Source organism: Pseudomonas sp. NPDC087697 (genome assembly GCF_044743155.1).
Taxonomy (GTDB): Bacteria; Pseudomonadota; Gammaproteobacteria; order Pseudomonadales; family Pseudomonadaceae; genus Aquipseudomonas.
In genome coordinates this window covers 1-17085 of sequence record NZ_JBIUVW010000022.1, presented here as the reverse complement: position 1 = coordinate 17085, position 17085 = coordinate 1, and the positions used below count along the sequence as shown (strand labels likewise).

Below are 17085 nucleotides of genomic sequence, written 5' to 3'. Positions count from 1 at the left end.
TCTCCAGCAAAATACCGGCAGGAGCCGATTAAAACGCCCCCAAAGACCAGCTTAGCCAGATTAGCCGAGCGCACCGGATGCAATTTTGCCCTTGCTCCGCTAGCATTACCCGCTTCCGCTTCCCAGTCGCGACGGTTTTCGATGAGTTATCAGGTTCTTGCACGTAAATGGCGTCCGCGCTCGTTCCGCGAAATGGTCGGCCAGACCCATGTGCTCAAGGCTCTGATCAATGCCTTGGACAGCCAGCGGCTGCACCACGCCTATCTTTTTACCGGCACCCGCGGTGTGGGCAAAACCACGATTGCGCGGATCATTGCCAAATGCCTGAACTGTGAAACAGGTATCACTTCGACGCCGTGTGGCGAGTGCTCGGTGTGCCGCGAAATCGATGAAGGGCGTTTTGTCGACCTGATCGAGATCGACGCCGCGAGCCGGACCAAGGTCGAGGACACCCGTGAGCTGCTCGACAACGTGCAGTACGCGCCGAGCCGTGGGCGCTTCAAGGTCTACCTGATCGACGAAGTGCACATGCTCTCCAGTCATTCCTTCAATGCGCTGTTGAAAACCCTCGAAGAGCCGCCGCCCTACGTCAAGTTCATCCTGGCGACCACCGACCCGCAGAAACTTCCTGCAACGATTCTGTCGCGGTGCCTGCAATTCTCGCTGAAAAACATGACGCCGGAGCGTGTGGTCGAGCATTTGACCCATGTGCTCGGCGTCGAGAATGTGCCCTTCGAAGACGATGCACTGTGGCTGTTGGGCCGTGCTGCCGACGGTTCGATGCGCGATGCGATGAGCCTCACCGACCAGGCCATTGCCTTCGGTGAAGGCAAGGTCATGGCGGCCGATGTGCGGGCGATGCTCGGTACACTCGATCATGGCCAGGTCTACGACGTCCTGCACGCGCTGCTCGATGGCGACGCCAAGGCTTTACTCGAAGCGGTGCGGCATCTGGCCGAGCAGGGCCCGGACTGGAATGGCGTGCTTTCGGAAATACTTAACGTGCTGCACCGCGTCGCGATTGCCCAGGCCTTGCCTGAAGGCGTCGATAACGGTCATGGCGACCGCGACCGGGTGTTGGCGCTGGCTCAGGCCTTGCCGGCCGAAGATGTGCAGTTCTATTACCAGATGGGCCTGATCGGACGCCGCGATTTGCCGCTGGCACCCGACCCGCGCGGCGGTTTCGAAATGGTCTTGCTGCGAATGCTCGCGTTCCGACCGGCAGACACTGCCGACGCACCGAGGCAGCCGCTAAAGACAGTGGGGATCAGCCAGGCCACAGTTGATTCCGCAAACTCAGTGGCTGGCGCACCGCGTGTTGCGCCGGTAGTCGCTTCTGCTCCCGTTGCTGCTGCGTCTGTCGCGGCGGCGCCGGTTCAACCGGTTGCCGAGGTGGTTGCACCCGTGCCGGCACCTGAGCCGGTTGCTCCAGTGGTCGTGCCTACGCCTGTGGTTGAGGTGGTGGCTGAGCCTGTGGAAATCGTCGAGGAAGTTGTCGACTTGCCCTGGAACGACCCGGTAGAGCCTGAGATCGTGCAGCAACCGGCCGTCGAGCCGGTGCTGGAGACGGCTGCCGAACAGCCCGACCTGACGCCAATGCCGACGCCGACTCCGGACAGCGTTGTACCCGATGCGCCGGAATGGGCGGCAGCGCCGATTCCCGAGCCGTCGGTGGCTGAGGTCGACGCTGCGACGCCGGGTGTGGATCTGGATGACGAGCCGCCGCTGGATGAGGACTATATCGAGCCGGACATGGATTCGGCCTATAGTTACCTCGATGAGCTGGCCAGTGAGCACGCCGCAGAACCAACGCCTGAGCCCGAACCTGAACCGGCCGCGATGCCGGCCACAGGGCTGGCATTGCAATGGCTGGAGCTGTTCCCGAAATTGCCGATTTCCGGCATGACCGGCAGCATCGCCGCCAATTGCACGTTGATCGCAGTCGATGGCGATCATTGGCTGCTGCACCTGGACCCGGCCCACAGCGCGCTGTTCAACGCGACTCAACAACGCCGGCTGAACGATGCACTGAACCAGTATCACCAGCGCACCCTGACGGTGAGTATCGAGCTGATCAAGCCAGAGCAGGAAACCCCGGCGCAGGCGGCTTCGCGTCGACGTGTCAACCGTCAGCGCGAGGCCGAGGATTCGATCCACGGCGATCCGTTCATCCAGCAAATGATGCAACAGTTCGGCGCGGTGATCCGTAACGATACTATTGAACCTGTCGAGGCTCTGGTCAGCCAGGGCTAATAACTGAAGGCGTTCGGCCCACTGGGCCGGGCGCTGTTTTGATCCAAGTACTTTTGAGGTGATTCCCATGATGAAAGGTGGCATGGCCGGCCTGATGAAGCAGGCGCAGCAGATGCAGGAAAAAATGGCCAAGATGCAGGAAGAACTGGCCAACGCCGAAGTCACCGGTAAAGCCGGTGGCGATATGGTCACCGTGGTGATGACCGGTCGTCACGACGTCAAGCGCGTGACCATCGATCCAAGCCTGGTGGAAGGCCTGAGCGAAGACGACAAGGAGATGCTGGAGGCCGTGTTCGCCGCCGCCGTCAACGATGCCGTGCGCAAGATCGAAGCCAACAGCCAGGACAAAATGTCCGGCATGACCGCAGGCATGCAACTGCCACCGGGCATGAAACTGCCATTCTGATTCGCGCTAACGCATCGGATGGACTACAAAAATGCCAGGCATCGCGCCTGGCATTTTTGTTTCTGCGACAAACTGATCGTTCCTACGCAGGGTCAGGAACTGCCCCGTGGATGAGCATTTGACGCTGGACAGAGGCGCGGGTATAAACCGCGTCTCGTTGATATGTCGGACGTTTCCCCCATGAGCTTCAGCCCTTTGATTCGCCAACTGATCGACGCCTTGCGTACCTTGCCCGGCGTCGGTCAGAAAACCGCCCAGCGCATGGCGTTGCAACTGCTCGAGCGTGATCGCAGCGGTGGCTCGCGGCTGGCGCTGGCCTTGAGCCAGGCCATGGAAGGGGTCGGTCATTGCCGACTGTGCCGCACGCTGACTGAAGACGATCTGTGTCCGCAATGCGCCGACACTCGCCGCGACGACACCTTGCTGTGTGTGGTCGAAGGTCCGATGGACGTCTATGCGGTGGAGCAGACCGGGTATCGCGGTCGCTACTTCGTACTCAAGGGGCATTTGTCGCCACTCGACGGTTTGGGGCCGGAAGCCATCGGCATTCCGCAATTGCTGGCGCGGATCGAAGAAGCGGGTACTTTCACTGAAGTCATCCTGGCTACCAATCCGACGGTTGAAGGTGAGGCGACGGCCCACTACATCGCCCAGTTACTTAGCAATAAAGGCCTGATCGCCTCGCGCATTGCCCATGGTGTGCCGTTGGGTGGCGAGCTGGAGCTGGTGGATGGCGGGACATTGGCGCATTCCTTCGCGGGGCGTAAGCCCATCGTTCTGTAGTGTGTGAACTGACGCCATCGCGAGCAAGCTCACTCCCACAGTTGACCGAGTTGTCCTGGCGAATGCGGTCCAATGTGGGAGCGAGCTTGCTCGCGATGCAGACGCCTCGGTCCAACTGATTCACACAATTCTATTGAAAACCAAGCAAGCGCTAGGTAAGTTCGCTGAACCTTCAGTGGAGCTCGCCGATGCCTGCCTTTCAGGAATACTTCGACCCTGGCCATCAGTTGGTCCGTGACAGCGTGCGACGTTTCGTCGAGCGCGAGATTCTTCCGGACATCGATCAGTGGGAGGAAGCCGAGAGTTTTCCTCGTGAGCTCTACCTCAAGGCCGGCGCTGCGGGGATTCTCGGCATTGGTTATCCCGAAGCGCTCGGTGGCAGCCACGAAGATGACCTGTTCGCCAAGATCGCTGCGAGTGAAGAGCTGATGCGCTGTGGTTCCGGCGGGTTGGTGGCGGGGCTGGGCTCACTGGACATCGGTCTGCCGCCGATCCTCAAATGGGCCAGGCTTGACGTGCGCGACCGGGTGGTGCCGCAAGTCCTTTCAGGCGAAAAGATCAGCGCGTTGGCAATCACCGAGCCCAGCGGCGGCTCAGACGTAGCTAATCTGCAAACCCGTGCCGTGCGTGATGGTGACTTCTACCGGGTCAGTGGCAGCAAAACCTTTATCACCAGTGGTGTTCGTGCGGACTTCTATACCGTCGCGGTGCGCACCGGTGAGCCGGGGTTTGGTGGCATCAGTCTGCTGCTGATCGAGAAGGGCACACCGGGGTTCACCGTCAGTCGTCAGCTCAAAAAAATGGGCTGGTGGGCATCGGATACCGCTGAGCTGTTTTTCGACGATTGCCGCGTACCGCTGGGCAATCTGATCGGCACCGAGAACATGGGGTTCGCCTGCATCATGGGCAACTTTCAAAGCGAGCGTCTGGCGTTGGCGCTGATGGCCAACATGACCGCGCAACTGGCGCTGGAAGAAAGCCTGAAATGGGCTCGGCAACGCGAAGCGTTCGGCAAGCCGATCGGCAAGTTTCAGGTGCTCAAGCATCGTCTGGCGGAGATGGCCACGGCGCTGGAAGTCTCCCGAGAGTTCACCTATCGCCAGGCAGCGAAAATGGCTGCGGGGCAGAGTGTGATCAAGGAAATTTCCATGGCCAAGAATTTTGCCACCGACACGGCTGATCGCATCACCAGCGACGCTGTGCAGATCCTCGGTGGGCTGGGTTACATGCGTGAAAGCCTGGTAGAGCGGCTGTACCGCGACAACCGGATCCTGTCCATTGGCGGCGGCACGCGTGAAGTGATGAATGAAATCATCAGCAAGCAGATGGGGCTTTGAACCAGGCGGTGCTGCGGCTGGCGCCATCGCGAGCAGGCTCGCTCCCACATGGATCTTTGTCATACACAAGATTTGTGTACACCGAAGATCCATGTGGGAGCGAGCCTGCTCGCGATGGCGGCAGTGAAGACGCCGAATTATCTTTCGCTCAACGCAAACTGCGTCAGGCAGAACGTCGGGATGCCCATGTCTTCCAGGCGCTGGGAGCCGCCCAGTTCCGGCAGGTCGATAATGGCCGCGGCTTCGAAAATCCGTGCGCCCATGCGCCGAGCCAGATTGGCCGCAGCGATCAGCGTGCCGCCGGTGGCAATCAGGTCATCGAACATCAGCACCGAGTCACCTTCGCACAGGCTGTCGGCGTGGACTTCAAGGAAGGCTTCGCCGTACTCGGTCTGATACCCCTCGGACAGCACGTCAGCCGGCAGCTTGCCTTGCTTGCGAAACAGCACCAGTGGCTTGTTCAGCTGATAAGCGAGGATCGAGCCGATCAGGAAACCGCGAGCGTCCATGGCGCCGATGTGCGTGAAGTCGGCCTCGACATAGCGGTGCGCAAAGCTGTCCATCACCAGGCGCAAGGCCTTGGGCGACTGGAACAGTGGAGTGATGTCGCGAAAGATCACGCCCGGCTTTGGAAAATCGATCACGGGGCGGATCAGGGATTTGATGTCGAAGGAGTCGATGACCATCGTCGAAGTGTCCTGGTGGGCTACAAACGCCGAAGTATAACTGCGGCTGAGCGGGTTCGCTCAGCCGCAATCGCAACATCAACCTTCGAGCGAACCACCGGCCAGCGCACACAGCTGGATCGGGTCGAGAATGTGCACTTCCTTGCCTTCGGCGGCGATCAGCTCGTTCTGCTGGAAGCGCGTGAACACGCGGGACACAGTTTCCACCGCGAGGCCCAGGTAGTTGCCGATTTCATTGCGCGACATGCTCAGACGGAACTGGTTGGCCGAGAATCCGCGAGCGCGGAAACGTGCCGACAGGTTGACCAGGAACGTGGCGATACGCTCGTCAGCGGTTTTCTTCGAGAGCAACAGCATCATCTGCTGATCGTCACGAATCTCGCGGCTCATCACCCGCATCAATTGACGGCGCAACTGCGGCAGTTGCAAGGCCAGTTCATCGAGGCGTTCGAAGGGAATTTCGCATACCGAGGTGGTTTCCAGCGCCTGAGCTGAAACCGGGTGGCTTTCGGTGTCCATGCCGGACAGGCCGACCAGCTCGCTCGGCAGATGGAAGCCGGTGATCTGCTCTTCGCCGCCATCGCTCAGGCTGAAGGTTTTCAAGGCGCCGGAGCGTACTGCAAAGACGGAATCGAACTGGTCGCTCTGGCGGAACAGGAACTCGCCTTTCTTCAGCGGGCGACCACGTTTGACGATCTCGTCCAGCGCTTCCATGTCTTCCAGATTCAGAGAAAGTGGCAGGCAGAGAGGGGCCAGGCTGCAATCCTTGCAATGTGCCTGGCTATGAGCGCGCAGTTTAACTGGCTCGGACATTTCTTAGATCCTTGTGGGAAAACACACATAAGATGTAAGGGTAACTCACGCAATGACCTGGAGGCCAGCCTGGGGTGTTTTAAATCACCCGAGAGAAACGCTGGCGATTCTGTTGCTCCAGGTAAGCGTCGAAGACCATGCACACCGAACGGACCAGCAGTCGCCCGGCCGGCAGGACCACTATTTTTTCGCTGTCGAGTTCGATCAGGCCATCCTCGGCCATGGCGTGCAGCTGCGGCCAGAGCTCGCTGAAGTAGCCGCGAAAATCAATGTTGAAGGCCTGCTCGATCTGGGCGAATGCCAGGCTGAAACTGCAGATCAACTGCTGAATCACAGCCCGCCGCAGGCGGTCGTCCTGGTTGCACAGCAAACCACGACTGGTGCCCAGTTGCGCACTCGCCAGGGCGTTTTGGTACTGATTCAAATCGCTGCTGTTCTGGCAATACAGATCGCCGATCTGGCTGATGGCCGACACACCAAGACCGATCAGGTCGCAATGGCCGTGGGTGGTGTAACCCTGGAAGTTGCGTTGTAGCGTCGACTCTTCCTGGGCGATGGCCAGCTCATCATCGGGCAGGGCGAAATGATCCATGCCGATGTAGCGATAGCCGGCGGCGGTCAGTTGCTCGATGGTGCGTTGGAGCATGTTCAGCTTTTCGGCGGGTGCCGGCAGGTCGCTGCTATTGATTCGCCGCTGCGGCATGAAGCGCTCGGGCAGGTGGGCGTAGTTGAACACCGAGAGTCGGTCCGGTTGCAGGTTGATGACTTCGTCCACCGTGCGGGCGAAGCTCTCGGCGGTTTGCTTGGGCAGGCCGTAGATCAGGTCGATATTGATCGAGCGGAACTGCAAGGTACGCGCCGCCTCGATCACTGCACGGGTTTCTTCAAGACTTTGCAGGCGATTGACCGCGCGCTGCACTGCAGGGTCGAGGTCTTGCAGGCCGATGCTGACCCGATTGAAGCCTAACTCGCGCAGCAGGCCCATGGTTGACCAGTCGGCTTCTCGTGGGTCGATCTCGATGCCGTAATCGCCGGAGTCGTCGTCCAGCAAGTTGAAATGCTTGCGTAACTGGGTCATCAACTGGCGCAGTTCGTCGTGGCTGAGAAAGGTCGGGGTACCGCCGCCAAAGTGCAATTGTTCGACTTTCTGGCTTGGGTCCAGGTGACAGGCGATCAGCTGGATTTCCTGTTCCAGGCGCTGCAAGTAGGGCAGGGCGCGGCCGCGGTCCTTGGTGATGACCTTGTTGCAGGCGCAGTAGTAGCAAATGTTCGCGCAGAACGGCACATGGACGTACAGCGACAATGGTCGCTGGGCCTTGCGGCTATCACGCAGGGCGTGGAGCAGGTCGAAGGTGCCGACCTGGCTGTTGAATTGCACCGCGGTCGGGTACGAAGTGTAGCGTGGCCCCGCCAGGTCATAACGGCGGATCAGATCTGTGTCCCAACGAATGGCGTCGAGCATGCGGGCATTCCCCCGGATAGGCTGGCAGTGTTGGCGAGTCTAGGGGGTTCACACAATGGTCATCTTGATTTGCATCAACGGTGATCGGAAGTGGTGCGGCCCTTTGTAGCAGCTGCCGAAGGCTGCGTTCGGCGGCGAAGCCGTCGTAAAACCATCCACCCCGGTGCCTCAGTGAAACCGCGCACACAGCATTTGCGAGGACTGCGTCCTCGAACGCCGCCTGCGGCAGCTGCTACAAGTATGCGGCGCACCGCCGATCTAATGCCCCATCAGCCAATGCTGATGCGGCCCTGGCAAGGTCCAGATACCAAACAGGATCACCAGCAAGCCGCCGGTCATGCGCACGCTGCGTTTGCGCAGTAACGCTGTGACGCGTTCGGCGGCAAGCCCGGTGGCGAGCAGCACCGGCCAGGTGCCAAGACCAAACGCGAGCATCAACAACGCGCTATCGATGGCGTTGCCCTGGCTGGCGGACCACAAAAGCGTGCTGTAGACCAGACCGCAAGGCAACCAGCCCCAAAGTGCGCCGAGCAACAATGCCCGCGGCAGGCTCGACACTGGCAGCAGGCGGTTGGCAACCGGCTGTATGTAGCGCCACAAGCCGCGCCCCAGGCTTTCGATGCGGGTCAGGCCGCTCCACCAGCCGGCCAGGTACAGGCCCATGGCGATCAGCAGCAATCCGGCCAGGATGCGCATGAACATCGCCGCGGGGCTGTTGGCCACGGCCCATCCCGCGAGGCCGATCAGCAGGCCGGCGGTGGCGTAGCTGAGAATCCGCCCGAGGTTGTACGCCAGCAGCAGACGGAAACGTCGGCTGCGTTGCTCCTTGGGGATCGCCAGGGTCAACGCGCCCATCAACCCGCCACACATGCCCAGACAATGCCCGCCGCCGAGCAGGCCGAGGATCACCGCAGAAACCAGCAGTGGCGCCAACTCAAGCATGAGGCGGAGCCTTGTCGCTCGGTTTGGCCGGATCAGCCGGTGAATGACCGCTGGCTTCGTCGACAGCCGCCTGATGGTTCGGGTCCTGGTCGTCGAACAAAATGCTGTGGGCCGGACCGTCGAGGTCGTCGTACTGACCGCTGTCGACCGCCCAGAAGAAGATGTAAATGGCGATGGCGACGATCAGCAGCGCCGCCGGGATCATCACATAAAGAGCTGGCATCTGGACTCCATGCTCACGCGGCTCAGGCCGGCAGCGGGCGGGTTTCTGGCGTGGTGCGCAATGACGGCATGCTCGGCATGCGAGTCAGGCGCAAGGCGTTCAGCACCACGGTCAACGAACTGATGGACATGCCGACCGCGGCCCATACCGGAGTGATCCAGCCGAGGGCGGCGAACGGTAACATGAGGCCATTGTACAGCCCGGCCCACAGCAGGTTCTCGATGATTACCCGGCGTGTACGTCGGGCCAGGCTGAAGGCTTGCACCAATGCGTCGAGACGATTGGACAGTAACACCGCGTCGGCGCTGGTTTTCGCCAGATCGGTGGCCGAGCCCATGGCCACGCTGATGTCGGCGGCGGCCAGCACCGGCACGTCATTGACCCCGTCACCGAGCATCAGCACCTTACGGCCTTCCTGGTGCAGTTGCTTGAGCACCTGCAGTTTGTCGTCCGGGCGCAATCCGCCACGGGCTTCGTCGATACCCAATTCAGCAGCGACACTCGCAACCATCGGCGAGCTGTCGCCGGACAACAGCAACGTGCGCCAACCGCGTGCCTTACACGCCGCAAGCAACGCCGGAGCGTCGCTGCGCAGACGGTCATCGAGCACGAACCAGGCCAGCGCGCCATGGTTGTCGCCGAGCAACAGCCATTGGCCGGCTTCATCGGGCATTGCAGGCGCAGCGCAACCGCTGAGTTCGCAGACAAACGCCGGTTGACCGATGCGCAGGCGCTGTTCGCCGACCAAACCCTCAAGGCCCAATCCTGGGGTGCTGAGTACTTCTTCAGCCGCCAGCGGCGCCCGGCCAAAGGCGCGGGCGATCGGGTGTTCGGAGCGGTTTTCCAGAGCGGCGGCGAGGCCCAGGCACTGGTCGCTATTGAGTGCGCCCAGTGGTCGAATCGAACGCAAGGCCAGGCGACCTTCGGTGAGGGTGCCGGTCTTGTCGAAAATCACTGTGTCGATCTGATTCAGGCCTTCCAGCACGTGGCCGCGTGTCAGCAGCAGGCCGAGTTTGTGCAAGGTGCCGGTAGCGGCGGTGAGCGCGGTCGGCGTGGCCAGCGACAAGGCACAAGGGCAGGTCGCGACCAGCATCGCCAGAACGATCCAGAACGCTCGGGACGAATCCAGTTCCCACCAGAGTAAACCGATGGCTGCGGCGGCAATCAGTGACAACAGCAGGAACCACTGCGCAGCGCGGTCGGCAATTTCCGCGAGGCGTGGTTTCTCGGCCTGAGCGCGATCCAGCAGACGGACGATGGCGGAGAGGCGAGTGTCCTGGCCCAGCGCGAGCACTTCGACGGTCAACGCACCTTCGACGTTCAGAGTGCCGGCCGTCACCGCATCGCCCAGCGTTCGAGGTTGTGGCAAGTACTCGCCGGTCAGCAGCGACTCATCAATGCTCGACTGGCCGTCGAGGATCTTGCCGTCGGCCGGAAGGATCGCGCCGGGATGCACCAGTACCCGGTCACCGAGACGCAGCTCGCTGAGCAGGATGCGCTCGCTCTGGCCGTCGGTGCTCAGGCGCAGGCACGACGCGGGCAACAGGTTCACCAGTTGCGCGGTGGCGGCGGCAGTGCGTTCGCGGGCGCGGCGCTCCAGGTAGCGGCCCGCCAATAGAAACAGCGCGAACATCCCGACCGCGTCGAAATACAGCTCGCCGACTCCAGTTATCGAGGTCCAGATTCCGGCGAGGTAGGCGCCGCCGATGGCCAGCGAAACGGAAACATCCATGGTCAGGTGGCGGGTGCGCAGGTCGCGCATCGCGCCTTTGAAAAACGGCGCGCAGCTGTAGAACACAATCGGGGTGGTCAGGAACAGCGCGACCCAGCGCAGGATGGTGTGCAGCTCGGGGCTGAGATCGATGTTGAATTCCGGCCAGGTGGCCATGGTCGCCATCATCGCCTGGAACCACAGCAAACCGGCGACGCCCAGTTGGCGCAAGGCCAAACGGTTTTCGCTGGCCAGTTGTTCGCAGGCGCGGTCGGCCTGATAGGGGTGGGCGGCGTAACCGATGTGGCGCAGTTCGCTGAGCAGTTGGCTCAACGGCAACTGGCTGTCGACCCAGCGCACGTGCAGGCGATGGTTGGACAGGTTCAGCCGCGCCTCGGCCACGGCCGGCAGGCTGCGCAGGTGTTTCTCGATCAACCAGCCGCAGGCCGCGCAACTGATGCCTTCCATCAGTAAAGTGGTTTCAGCCAGCTCGCCTTCGTGGCGAACAAAAGGTTGTTGCACGTCGGCGCGGTCATACAGCGCCAATTCGTCCACCAGTTGCACCGGCAAGGCTTGCGGGTTGGCCGAGGCCTCGCTGCGGTGGCTGTAATAATGTTCCAGGCCACCCGCGACAATCGCTTCGGCCACGGCCTGGCAGCCCGGACAGCAGAGCTCGCGGGTTTCGCCGAGGATGACGGCGGTAAACCGGCTGCCGGATGGGACGGGCAGGGCGCAGTGGTAGCAGGGAGTGGGCGTGGTCATAGGTTGGATCTATGTCGTTTGGGAGGGCCTCATCGCGAGCAAGCTCGCTCCCACATTTGATCGGCGTCGTGCACAAAGTTTGTGTACGCCGAGATCCACTGTGGGAGCGAGCTTGCTCGCGATGCGCGAAGCGCAGGCTCTTTACTGCTTCAGGTCTTCAGCACCTTGCAGCGGTTCATCACCCAGCAGCAGGTCCTTGTCATGGCTGATCTGTTCTTCTTCGAACATGCGCCACACATGATCGTCCTGGCTGCCCAGCAGCTCGACGAAGCGCCGGCCTTCGATCTTGTCGGTCAACTGGCCGATATAACGACCCTGTTCGGTCTCGCTGCGGGTCAGGGTGATTTTGCGATCCTTCTCCGGCTGGGTCGGCGAAATCAGGTTCAGTTCCAGGGTCGCAGGTGTGCTGTTACCCGTCAGGTGCAAGTCGACCTCACCGGTCACGTCATCCAGGCGCACGCGGGCATGCATCAGCAGGCTCTGGGCCAGCAACTCGCGGTCCAGCGAACGGTTGATGCCTTTGCCGGCCTCGTAGTAGTTGTCGTTGACCAGGTTATCCGGGTTTTTCACCGCAATGGTCACCATGGACAGGGTCAGTGTCACCGAACAGGCCAGAATACCGATGATGATCCATGGCCAGAGGTGCTTGTACCAAGGGCTGGTGGCAGTTGCTGCGGGCATGATGACTTCTCTCAACGAATTTGTGGGCCGATGAACCGGCTCTTGGCTTCAACGTGGACGCTGCTGTCGTCGGCATCCTTGAGGATGAATTTCACCTCGTTGGTGCTCGACGGCAGTTGTTCCGGTGCACTCGACAACTCGGCCGGCATGCTGAAAATTTCCCCGGCGGCGACCTTGATCTCGCGCTTGCCTTGCAGCTTGAGATCCGGCAGGCCGGAGGCTTCCAGCACGTAGGTGTGATCGCGCTGGTCCTTGTTCATGACTTTGAGGCTATAGACGTTTTCGATCCGGCCTTCGGCGTTTTCGCGATACAGCACGCGGTCCTTGCTGACATCGAAACCGACCAGCGAGCGCATGAAGAACGCGGTGATCAGCAAGCTGATCATGGCCAGTAACACCAGCGCGTAACCGATCAGGCGCGGACGCAGTTTATGGGTTTTTTGCCCGGACAGGTTGTGCTCGGTGGTGTAGCTGATCAGCCCGCGCGGGTACTCCATCTTGTCCATGATGCTGTCGCAGGCGTCGATGCAGGCTGCGCAGCCAATGCATTCGATCTGCAAGCCGTCACGGATGTCGATGCCGGTCGGGCACACCTGAACGCACATGGTGCAGTCGATGCAGTCGCCCAGGCCCTGAGCCTTGTAGTCGATGCCTTTTTTGCGTGGACCACGGGTTTCGCCGCGACGTGGGTCGTAGGAGACGATCAGCGTGTCCTTATCGAACATCACGCTCTGGAAGCGTGCATACGGGCACATGTAAATGCACACTTGCTCGCGCAGCCAGCCGGCGTTGCCGTAGGTGGCGAGGGTGAAGAAGCCGACCCAGAAGTACGACCAGCCGTCGGCCTGGCCAATGAAGAAGTCGATGGTCAGTTCACGAATCGGCGAGAAGTAGCCGACGAAGGTCATGCCGGTGACGAAGCCGATCAACAGCCACATCGTGTGTTTGCTGAGCTTGCGCAGGAATTTGGTGGCGCTCATTGGCGCCTTGTCGAGCTTGATGCGTTGGTTGCGGTCGCCTTCGGTGACCTTCTCGCACCACATGAAAATCCACGTCCAGACGCTCTGCGGGCAGGTATAGCCGCACCAGACACGTCCGGCATACACGGTAATGAAGAACAGGCCGAAGGCGCTGATGATCAACAAGCCGGAGAGCAGAATGAAGTCCTGCGGCCAGAAGGTTGCACCGAAGATAAAGAACTTACGCTCCGGCAGATTCCACCAGACGGCCTGGTGGCCGCCCCAGTTGAGCCAGACCGTGCCGAAATACAGCAGGAACAACGCGGCACCGCCGGTCATCCGCAGATTGCGGAACAGGCCGGTGAAGGCGCGGGTGTAGATTTTTTCCCGAGAGGCGTAGAGGTCGACGCTGTTATTCGCGTTCTTGGCAGGCGGGGTGACGTCGTGTACCGGAATCTGGTTACTCATCATTGCATCCCACGGCAGTGGAAAAATGCCTCGGTCAGTACGTGCCGACCGCGGTCAAAAAGAGGTGTTGCAGTGGCGCAATGATACGCCTGTAGCTCTAGCGCAAGGGTGCGACCTTTGGTCGCGTTGGGTAAAAATCGTGGATGGTGTAGCAAATGTAACAAATCATGATGCAGGTCAATTGACTTGTTGAGTATAGCTGTCTGGTTGTTGGTCATTGATGCCAGCGGGATCGCCCGCTGGCGTCGCTCTGCTCTCTACTTGACCGGGGTGGTGTGTGTGGCGACGGGATTACGCCAGTCGTTGCCCGCGATGACGTTGACCGTCAGTTGCTTTCTGTCGGGAGAGACACTGGCATACAACCAGGTTTGCTGGGTCGCTGAGCCACTCATAAACAAGGGTATGTCGCCGTAGATGTAATTGCTGGACTCGTACTTCCCGCTTTGCTTGTGCGCATTGGCGGAAAACACGGCGGTCACGCCGTAATCATCAATAAGCTTTTTGAATCGCATGATTTCGGTTTCCTTGGCCGGCCAGTGAAATGGCTGATGCAAGTTCAGCAGAATGATTTTGCCTTGAGCGCGTGCTCGCTGTAGATCTCGCTCCAGCCAGTTAAGCGACGAGGTGATTTCATAGGCTGTCGTATTGATAAAGGAGTGAGTGGAAAAATTGACTGCATAGGTAGGCTCGTTATGCAGTTGCACAAGGTGAACATCACCAAAGTCTTTGGAGTAGGCCAGGCTTCCGTACCAGGTTTTCGTCAGGCCGGACGCTCTGGCGGCGAGGTCCATGTTCTCGACTTTCCCCCAATAACGATCCTTGAGGTCGTTGATGCTTCCAGCTGCGCAACTGGTGCAGCTGGCGACGTTGAAATCATAGTCATGATTGCCCAGGCCATAGTCATAGAGGTTGCTCAGTTTGTTCTGCAGCACCGCATGGATGTAAGAGCGTTCGCTGTCGCGTCCGGAGGCGGTCAGGTTGCCGTTGATCATCACCGGGACGGCGGCTGCCCCGCCGGATTGGCTTCTGAAGTCGGCGATGCTGCTGTACTGGGCGTCAATCAGCCACCGTGATCGGACTTCTTTGTCTGTGATGGATTCGGGCTCTCTGCTGTCGGACTTTTCGCTTGAGGGAAATTTCGGGTCCGAAGCAAACACTAGATGCTGTGGCTGAAGATCAGCAGCTGTCGAGTACATGGCTGGTACACAAGCCACTATCAGGAATGTCAGGAGTTTGCAGTTGTTTGAGAGTTTCATGGAAATCCATTTCCGTTTTTATGAAGGGTGTTTGTTTTTTTAAGCGGCACTTGCCGGTGCTTGCGACTGTATGTGAGTGTCTTTGTTGATACAAATGACTATTTTGTTTACAGCGATAAAATATGTTTCCAGTGGTGGCTCGACATATATGTTATTGATTTTCGAATGTTGTTTATTTGCGTCTGTGGCTAGTTTGTATGGCGGGCTTCCGCTGTTGCGGAGTGAGTATCAAATAGTGAAGGAAATGGATTTTTATGAAGTTATATGGAAAGAGCAATCTGCTGGCGGCTATGGCATTATCGCTCGTTGCTCCTGTGGTCTACGCGGCTTCATCGGTTGAAACGCCGCGCCACATGGTGTTTGTTTCGGATTCGCAATACCCCTGGAGTGATCTTACTGATGAAGATCTCCCGGATCCAAACAAGGAGGAACGTTCAAAATAACTGATAGGGCTGCAATATTCCGACATATCGAGCTTCAGGAAGCTGAATGGTGGCGCGTCTCGTATACCGGTGATGATTAACGGTGACATAACCGCCTTTGGTCATGGTAGTGAGCGCTCATACATGAGGTCGGTTTTCGAGAATAAACTCGAGGGGATCTATGACTACGGTTTGGGTAATCATGATTACGCCAATAACGTGAATGACTGCTTCCTGAATAATTGTGCGGCTGGAAGTGTCAATGATCTCAAGGATCGCTACTGGGGAAAAGTCGAATCCATGGATTTGGCGGCAAGAAGCTCAGGCGTGGGGAAGGTCTATTATGGCAGTCTCGCCTACTCGAAAAGTGTCGGTGATGTGCACATGGTTCAATTGAATAATGAACCGACCTATACCGTGAGTTTCACCTCCGGTAATCCGCTTGCTCCGACAGCCTTTGAAATTACGTCTGCACTTGACTGGCTGGAGCGGGATTTAAAGTGCGCTCGAGAGAATGGAAAAATCATTATTCTGAATATGCACAAGGTTTACCGGTGGAATGGCAACGACGAGCAAATATCGAGATTCAAACAGATGATCGAGAAGTACAAGGTAACGGCGGTCTTTGGTGGGCATGATCACTGGGGCGCGGGGGCTTATTTTGATTGGGATAAGTCGAAGCATTTTGGCGATGTGCCGGTATTTATGAGCGGCTCTGCTTCTCAACAAACCTATCTGATTGCCAGTTTCTCTAATGACAGGCAGTTCCTGACGGTTAGTATTGTTCGCAATAGCAACTGGCCGAGCCGTAAAGTCGACGAGGTCATCCGGGTCTTGAAGTAAGCGGTTGAGTGGTTGAAATGAAAACGGCCCCGTCAGATCACTGGCGGGGCCGTTTGGTGTTGCAGTCAAGCGTTTGCCTTACTGGGCGTCAGCCGCTTTCTCGCCGTGAGAGAGGCTGTAAACATAAGCAGCCAGCAGGTGAACCTTGTCGTTGCCTTGCAGCTGCGCTTGCGCAGGCATCTGGCCCTGACGGCCGTAACGGATGGTCTGCTGCAGTTGAGCGAAGCTCGAGCCGTAGATGAACGCTTCCGGGTGAGTCAGGTTCGGCGCGCCCATTGCCGGGGTGCCTTTGCCTTCCGGACCGTGGCAAGCCACGCAGTTGGCGGCGAAGATTTTCTGGCCGGCAACCGGGTCAGCCTTGGCGCCTTCCGCCAGCTTGCGGCCATGGAGGTTGGTCAGTACGAAAGAGGCGACGTCGCTGACGCCTTGCTCGCCGATGACTTCACCCCAGGCTGGCATCATCGCGTGACGGCCGCCCATGATGGTGGTCTTGATGGTTTCCGGCTCGCCGCCCCAGCGCCAGACTTTGCCGGTCAGGTTAGGGAAGCCATAAGCGCCTTTGGCGTCGGAGCCGTGGCAAACCGAGCAGTTGGAGGCGAACAGGCGGCCACCCATCTTCAGGGCTTGCGGGTCCTTGGCGACTTCTTCAATCGGCATGGCGGCGAATTTGGCAAAGATCGGACCGAACTTGGCGTCCGATTTGGCCATTTCCTTTTCCCACTCGTGAACGCCGGTCCAGCCGGACTGGCCGTTGGCGAATGGGGTCTGCTTCTCGTTGTCGAGGTAGCCGTAACCCGGCAGCAGGCCTTTCCAGTTGCCCAGACCCGGATACAGCGCCAGGTAGCCGAGGGCGAAGATGATGGTGCCGACGAACAGCATGAACCACCATTTCGGCAGCGGGTTGTCGTACTCCTCGATCCCGTCGAAGGCGTGGCCAACCGTCTCATCCGTCTGTTCGGCGCGCTGGCCCTTGCGGGTCGACAGCAGCAGCCAGGTCAGGGCGAAGATGGTACCCAGACTGAGGACTGTGACGTACAGACTCCAGAACGTAGTCATTCTTTGTTACTCCTAGAAGCTT

At 59.4% G+C, this 17085-nt stretch carries 14 protein-coding genes and 1 pseudogene; 5 read left to right on the top strand and 10 right to left on the bottom strand.

From position 1 onward, the window contains the following. Positions 1 to 141: 141 nt before the first annotated feature. The 4 genes from dnaX to ACIPIN_RS16435 all read left to right on the top strand — a co-directional run bounded on the left by dnaX (position 142) and on the right by ACIPIN_RS16435 (position 4779). On the top strand, positions 142 to 2253 hold the full coding sequence (gene dnaX, locus ACIPIN_RS16450) for a DNA polymerase III subunit gamma/tau (RefSeq protein ID WP_401120227.1): 2112 nt from the start codon (positions 142 to 144) through the stop codon (positions 2251 to 2253). Positions 2254 to 2320: 67 nt separating this feature from the next. Next, a complete protein-coding gene (locus ACIPIN_RS16445) occupies positions 2321 to 2659 on the top strand; it encodes a YbaB/EbfC family nucleoid-associated protein (RefSeq protein WP_008028561.1) in 339 nt (112 codons plus the stop codon). A 180-nt stretch (positions 2660 to 2839) separates the two neighbouring features. Continuing rightward, a complete protein-coding gene (recR, locus tag ACIPIN_RS16440) occupies positions 2840 to 3442 on the top strand; it encodes a recombination mediator RecR (RefSeq protein WP_401120225.1) in 603 nt (200 codons plus the stop codon). A gap of 188 nt (positions 3443 to 3630) precedes the next feature. Then, positions 3631 to 4779 (top strand): acyl-CoA dehydrogenase family protein, encoded by a 1149-nt coding sequence (locus tag ACIPIN_RS16435; RefSeq protein ID WP_401120223.1) that lies wholly within the window; start codon positions 3631 to 3633, stop codon positions 4777 to 4779. A gap of 137 nt (positions 4780 to 4916) precedes the next feature. On the opposite strand, the gene ACIPIN_RS16430 is transcribed toward ACIPIN_RS16435, so the two are convergent. From ACIPIN_RS16430 to ACIPIN_RS16390, 9 genes are all read right to left on the bottom strand, one after another. Beyond that, positions 4917 to 5465, bottom strand: coding sequence for an adenine phosphoribosyltransferase (locus ACIPIN_RS16430; protein WP_401120222.1), 549 nt, complete (start codon positions 5463 to 5465; stop codon positions 4917 to 4919). 78 nt (positions 5466 to 5543) lie between these two features. Then, complete coding sequence (gene fnr / locus ACIPIN_RS16425; RefSeq protein ID WP_401120220.1) at positions 5544 to 6278, bottom strand: fumarate/nitrate reduction transcriptional regulator Fnr; 735 nt, start codon at positions 6276 to 6278, stop codon at positions 5544 to 5546. Positions 6279 to 6357: 79 nt separating this feature from the next. Next, positions 6358 to 7740 (bottom strand): oxygen-independent coproporphyrinogen III oxidase, encoded by a 1383-nt coding sequence (gene hemN / locus ACIPIN_RS16420; RefSeq protein WP_401120218.1) that lies wholly within the window; start codon positions 7738 to 7740, stop codon positions 6358 to 6360. Between the two features lie 258 nt (positions 7741 to 7998). After that, positions 7999 to 8682 (bottom strand): sulfite exporter TauE/SafE family protein, encoded by a 684-nt coding sequence (locus ACIPIN_RS16415; RefSeq protein WP_103315349.1) that lies wholly within the window; start codon positions 8680 to 8682, stop codon positions 7999 to 8001. Then, positions 8675 to 8905, bottom strand: a complete 231-nt coding sequence (ccoS, locus tag ACIPIN_RS16410; protein ID WP_401120217.1) for a cbb3-type cytochrome oxidase assembly protein CcoS — start codon at positions 8903 to 8905, stop codon at positions 8675 to 8677. The genes ACIPIN_RS16415 and ccoS overlap by 8 nt, the downstream gene beginning before the upstream one ends. Before the next feature lie 22 nt (positions 8906 to 8927). Next, complete coding sequence (locus ACIPIN_RS16405; RefSeq protein WP_401120216.1) at positions 8928 to 11378, bottom strand: heavy metal translocating P-type ATPase; 2451 nt, start codon at positions 11376 to 11378, stop codon at positions 8928 to 8930. Between the two features lie 141 nt (positions 11379 to 11519). Beyond that, positions 11520 to 12059: a FixH family protein gene (locus ACIPIN_RS16400; protein WP_401120214.1), complete on the bottom strand. Its 540-nt coding sequence runs from the start codon at positions 12057 to 12059 to the stop codon at positions 11520 to 11522. Between the two features lie 11 nt (positions 12060 to 12070). Then, positions 12071 to 13486, bottom strand: coding sequence for a cytochrome c oxidase accessory protein CcoG (gene ccoG / locus ACIPIN_RS16395; RefSeq protein ID WP_401120212.1), 1416 nt, complete (start codon positions 13484 to 13486; stop codon positions 12071 to 12073). A 257-nt stretch (positions 13487 to 13743) separates the two neighbouring features. Continuing rightward, the gene (locus tag ACIPIN_RS16390; protein ID WP_401120210.1) at positions 13744 to 14742 is read right to left on the bottom strand and encodes a phosphoesterase; all 999 of its coding nucleotides are present in this window, start codon (positions 14740 to 14742) and stop codon (positions 13744 to 13746) included. A gap of 254 nt (positions 14743 to 14996) precedes the next feature. Between ACIPIN_RS16390 and ACIPIN_RS16385 the strand changes: the two are divergent. After that, positions 14997 to 16007: pseudogene (locus tag ACIPIN_RS16385) on the top strand (metallophosphoesterase family protein). 78 nt (positions 16008 to 16085) lie between these two features. Here the strand turns inward: ACIPIN_RS16385 and ccoP are convergent. Continuing rightward, the gene (gene ccoP / locus ACIPIN_RS16380; RefSeq protein WP_401120209.1) at positions 16086 to 17063 is read right to left on the bottom strand and encodes a cytochrome-c oxidase, cbb3-type subunit III; all 978 of its coding nucleotides are present in this window, start codon (positions 17061 to 17063) and stop codon (positions 16086 to 16088) included. Positions 17064 to 17085: the final 22 nt, after the last annotated feature.